The sequence below is a fragment of the Paraburkholderia sp. CNPSo 3076 genome (assembly GCF_026343935.1).
Taxonomy (GTDB): domain Bacteria; phylum Pseudomonadota; class Gammaproteobacteria; order Burkholderiales; family Burkholderiaceae; genus Paraburkholderia; species Paraburkholderia nodosa.
Map to the genome: position 1 here is coordinate 1 of NZ_JAPMAL010000097.1, position 4,456 is coordinate 4,456.

The following is a 4,456-nucleotide window of genomic DNA, read 5'->3' on the forward strand; positions in this document are numbered from 1 at the left end:
CTCTTGCACGCGCGGGGTCTTGTGGCTGCTGACGTTGTCGCAGATCACATGGATCTCTTGTTTGGGCCGCTGGCTGGCGATAACGTCGGTGAGGAAGGCCACGAACTGCTCGCTGGTATGGCGCGGCGCCGTCCTGCCGATGACTTCCCCGGTTCTCGTGTTGAGCGCGGCGAACAGGCTCAGCGTGCCGTTGCGCTTGTATTCGAAGCCGTGGCTCTCGGCGCGCCCGGGCGACAGCGGCAGCATCCGGTCTTTACGGTCCAGAGCCTGAATTGCCGTCTTCTCGTCTACGCAGAACACCACCGCGTGTGCGGGCGGGTTCAGATACAGACCGATCACGTCTGCCGCCTTGGTCTCGAAGTCAGGATCATTTGAGACCATGTGTGTATCGAGCCGATGGGGGCGTACGCCGTGCTTGCGCCAGATGCGCTGGACCGTGGAAGCGCCCACATCGCCCAAAGCCGCGGCAAGCTTATAGCTGCTCCAATGCGTCGAGCCGTCCGGGGGCCGCTGCTTGAGCGTGAGATTCAGAACCCGCGCCTCCGCTTTTCAGGCGGATGCACCGGAACTCGTCCCGGATGGCGCGCGTACAAGCCTGCCAGCCGCTCGGCCAGAAACCGGCTCGACCAACGGCTAATGAAGCGGGAGTCACAGCGCAGCCGCTGCATGATCGCCTCACGTGTTTCGCCGTCGTCAAGCATCAGGATCAACCGGGCGCGCCGCGTGTCCGCTGCGCGCACCGTTTGGCTACGAGCCGCCGACAGCAATTGTTTGCGCTCAAGCGTCGTCAAGTTCATCTTTTCCATGTGTTTCATTGAATACCAGTTCAGGTGCTTTTTCAATGACGCAATGGACTAGTAAGTTACATCGGTGCCAGCATGCGGCCCCGAATGTCGATACGTTCGGCGGCATGCGCATGATTTGCAAGAGGGGCAGGAAATACGGGACAGGCCGAGCGCAATACAAGGAAAACGAAATGGTCGATGCTGAACAGAAGCTTTTTCGCACGCCGCAGGACGCGCTCATATTCGCTTTTAACTATTCCATGCAGCGTGTTGACCGCCCGCTAGCCGATCGCATAGCGTCGCCGGCGGCGCGCGCGGGCAAAGGGCTGAGCGGCGATGACGGTGCCGCGCAGGCTGGCATGATCAGGCGCGAGCTGGAGCAATTGTCCGGTCTCGAAAGGGCTGTGCTGGTGGCGCGCTTCGGTCCGCGATCGTGGCCATGCGCGTGCGGCCGCCCGTGCTGCTCCGGATATGAGCCGAATCCAGAATACCAAGCCGCGATCAGCCTGCTCACGCAATCGGTGATGAGCGTGCTGGCCGGCCGCCTTGTGCATTACCAACTGCGCCGTGGGCTCGTCGAGAAAGCTGCCGGCATGAAGGTCGGGATCAAGGCGCTGGCGCTCAAGTGCGAGGTGTCGGAAAAGACTGCAGAAGCGCATTGGCAGATTATCAAGCTATGGTTTCAAGGCCGCGCGAAGCCTAAGGTAAAACCCTCGAAGCGAAAGCGCGCCGCTGCCGGGGAGGGGACGGCAGACGTTGCCGACGAAGTCCATCTGCACGACGAGTCGATCGAACTCCCTGACGTGGCCAGTTCGGTCGATGGGCTGGAATCCAAGGCTCGCAAACGCGCCGACGAAATGTTGTCTGGTTTGCCTTTCATAGGAAATAGCCATTGACCCCATGGCATCGGCACGTTCGATCTATGGCGATACAATGGGCTTCTCGGAAAGCGAGGGACCAACGGATGGGCAACCTACCAGGACCTTATAAATCGCATAGCCCGGGCAATTGTCGAAACCAAAAAATCGCATGACGATCGTCAATCTCAAGTTACCGGTGCATTAAACGAGATCGCCGCATTGTTGCGGCTTGAGCACCGATGAAGCGCACCATGGCACCGAGGTGTTGGAGAGCACCGGCGAGATTTTCTCGAGGACATTACGTTATGAGATCAAGTTCTGCGCGGCCAACTAAATCATCCCGTTTTCAACCGAAGTCGGCTTTTAATTTGAAGACGGCGTCTGGAAGGCACGCATCGACGAAAGTTTTTGGGTTCTCACCGGAGCACGTGACGGCCCCCTCGGGGAGTGGGTCAGAGCGCGAGGCGGACGCGAGAATTTCAGGAACCCACTTGACGACTTCTGTTTTTGACCGTAGATTACGCATCAATCTGACAATGTGGACAAGTGTCCCCAAAGCCTCGACTTGATTTCAAGTGGGGCTTAATGAGATAGTCACCCCCACCCTGCACGCGGGTTACGCTGCAGGGTGTTTTCTTTTCGGGACATGCCATCATCCAGACATTGACGCTGGTTGGAATCGATCTAGGCAAGCACTCGTTTCATCTTTACGGTAAGGACCGGCACGGCAAAGCAGTGTTCCGCCGGAAGGTAAGTCGTAAGCAGCTGATTGGATTCTTCGCCACCTTTCACAGTTGCATGGTGATCATGGAAGGGCCTATGCAGGCGCTCATCAGCCCACCATAAAAGCCTGACGGTCCAGATCAGCATAGCCCGGAAACTTGCTGGCTTCGGCATCAGGTCAAACTCATTTCCCCGCAGTTTGTGCGGCCCTTCGCCAAGAGTAGCAAGAACGATTTGTAGACGCGGAAGCGATCTGCGAGCAGCGTCACGTCCGGCCATGTGCTTCATGACGCCCAAGACAGAATCGCAGCAAACGTTAACGACTTTTCACCGGATCCGCGAATCCATGGTTCGGGATTGCGCTAAGACATAACCAGATACACGGCTTCCTGCTCGAATTTGGCATCAGCCTGCCGATTGCAAAGGCTGTCATCGACCGCCCGCCGCCAGTTATCTCTGAGCATCTGCTCCCAACGCGACTGGTGGCGACCCTCGATCGTTTGCCTTCCCACTTCGAGTATCTCAGCGAACATATAGAAATGTAGCCTTGAAAGGGCGGGTTGCCACGCAAATAGTTCAGGCCGTCCTCAAGCGGTTTTTTCACCCGCCTCACCAGCGCAAAGGAGATCAGGCCGATTGACCTTGCCCTCGTTTGACGAATCCCATAGCTGGGTGAATTATGCGGCTTCGCCTCTCTGAGCTGCGAACCAGTTCTTTTCGAATGTCATGGGGCTGACGTAATCGAGCGTTGAATGTAACCGGCGCGCATTGTACAAGCCGTCAACACAACGCCCATATCACCGAGTCAAGGGAAGTTCTGTATCGCTGGCACCCGTGGTACGGACACACGGTATGGATTTTCACCACGATAGAAAGGAAGAACGGCGAGTCAGTGCTGCGCTGTGCGCGAGAGCCGTTCGACACGGCGGGCTTGCTGGAGGTGCCGCAGTGGATGTTTGATCCCGTTGCCTGCTGTCGCATTACTTCGGCAACGTCGCCCGCCGTCACCTGTGAAGCATTGAGGGAACTGAAGCACCTGCTGGCGCAGGCGCCTGCCGCCTGGCAGCGCAGCATGGTACAAGCCGAGCACCATCCTTTGCTCCGTACAGGAGGTGCTGATGCGACGCCAGACCAGCCCGCAACCGGGCGCTCAACTCGACCTGTTTCATCCTTTTCCAAAGACGCCACAGTGGACGCACCTGCCGCAGGAGGTCCGGCAGGAGACGGTTCGTTTGCTGGCGCAACTGCTACGGCAACACCGTCGCGGGCTGTTCGCCGTCGTACACGAGCCGGAGGTGCGCGATGAGTGACAAGATTCGGGCACAGCATCTGACGCGCAAGGCCATGCTGTACGTCCGCCAGTCGTCGGCCTACCAGGTCAGCCACAATTTGGAGAGCCAGAAGCTGCAGTATGCGATGCAGGATCGTCTGCACCAGTTGGGCTGGGACGAGATCGAAGTAATCGACGAGGATCTGGGGCGCTCCGCGGCCGGAACGCAAACGCGCACGGGCTTCGAACGAATGGTGGCAGAGGTCTGTCTTGGGCACGTCGGCGCAGTTGCCGCTCGCGAAGTTTCGCGATTTGCGCGCAACAGTCGCGAGTGGCAGCAGCTGGTTGAGGTGTGCCGCATCGTCGACACGGTGCTGATTGATCAGGAGACCGTGTACGCGCCACGGCAGAGTAACGATCGTTTGCTGCTCGGCTTAAAGGGTAGCCTGAACGAATACGAGCTGGATCTGCTGCGTCAGCGTTCGCTCGAAGCTCGGCGGGAGAAGGCCAAGCGTGGCGAACTAGTCCATTGCGTCATTGAAAAAGCACCTGAACTGGTATTCAATGAAACACATGGAAAAGATGAACTTGACGACGCTTGAGCGCAAACAATTGCTGTCGGCGGCTCGTAGCCAAACGGTGCGCGCAGCGGACACGCGGCGCGCCCGGTTGATCCTGATGCTTGACGACGGCGAAACACGTGAGGCGATCATGCAGCGGCTGCGCTGTGACTCCCGCTTCATTAGCCGTTGGTCGAGCCGGTTTCTGGCCGAGCGGCTGGCAGGCTTGTACGCGCGCCATCCGGGACGAGTTCCGGT

Annotated in this window: 4 protein-coding genes and 2 pseudogenes; 5 read left to right on the plus strand and 1 reads right to left on the minus strand. The window is 58.6% G+C overall.

All coding sequences use genetic code 11. From position 1 onward, the window contains the following. Positions 1–815 (minus strand): annotated as a pseudogene (locus tag M3A49_RS41995) (IS630 family transposase); the annotation flags it as partial. 161 nt (positions 816–976) lie between these two features. Here M3A49_RS41995 and M3A49_RS42000 point away from each other — a divergent pair. The 5 genes and pseudogenes from M3A49_RS42000 to M3A49_RS42020 all read left to right on the plus strand — a co-directional run. Next, positions 977–1,681, plus strand: coding sequence for a DNA-binding protein (locus tag M3A49_RS42000; RefSeq protein ID WP_266233952.1), 705 nt, complete (start codon positions 977–979; stop codon positions 1,679–1,681). Positions 1,682–2,299: 618 nt separating this feature from the next. Continuing rightward, a pseudogene (locus M3A49_RS42005) lies at positions 2,300–2,904 on the plus strand (IS110 family transposase); the annotation flags it as partial. Positions 2,905–3,486: 582 nt separating this feature from the next. After that, the gene (locus M3A49_RS42010) at positions 3,487–3,678 is read left to right on the plus strand and encodes a hypothetical protein (RefSeq protein ID WP_028208872.1); all 192 of its coding nucleotides are present in this window, start codon (positions 3,487–3,489) and stop codon (positions 3,676–3,678) included. Further along, positions 3,671–4,240, plus strand: a complete 570-nt coding sequence (locus M3A49_RS42015) for a recombinase family protein (protein WP_266233953.1) — start codon at positions 3,671–3,673, stop codon at positions 4,238–4,240. Before M3A49_RS42010 ends, M3A49_RS42015 begins: the two co-directional genes overlap by 8 nt. Then, the coding region (locus M3A49_RS42020) for a helix-turn-helix domain-containing protein (RefSeq protein ID WP_266233954.1) at positions 4,203–4,456 on the plus strand (254 nt) is incomplete at its 3' end. The genes M3A49_RS42015 and M3A49_RS42020, both read left to right, overlap by 38 nt.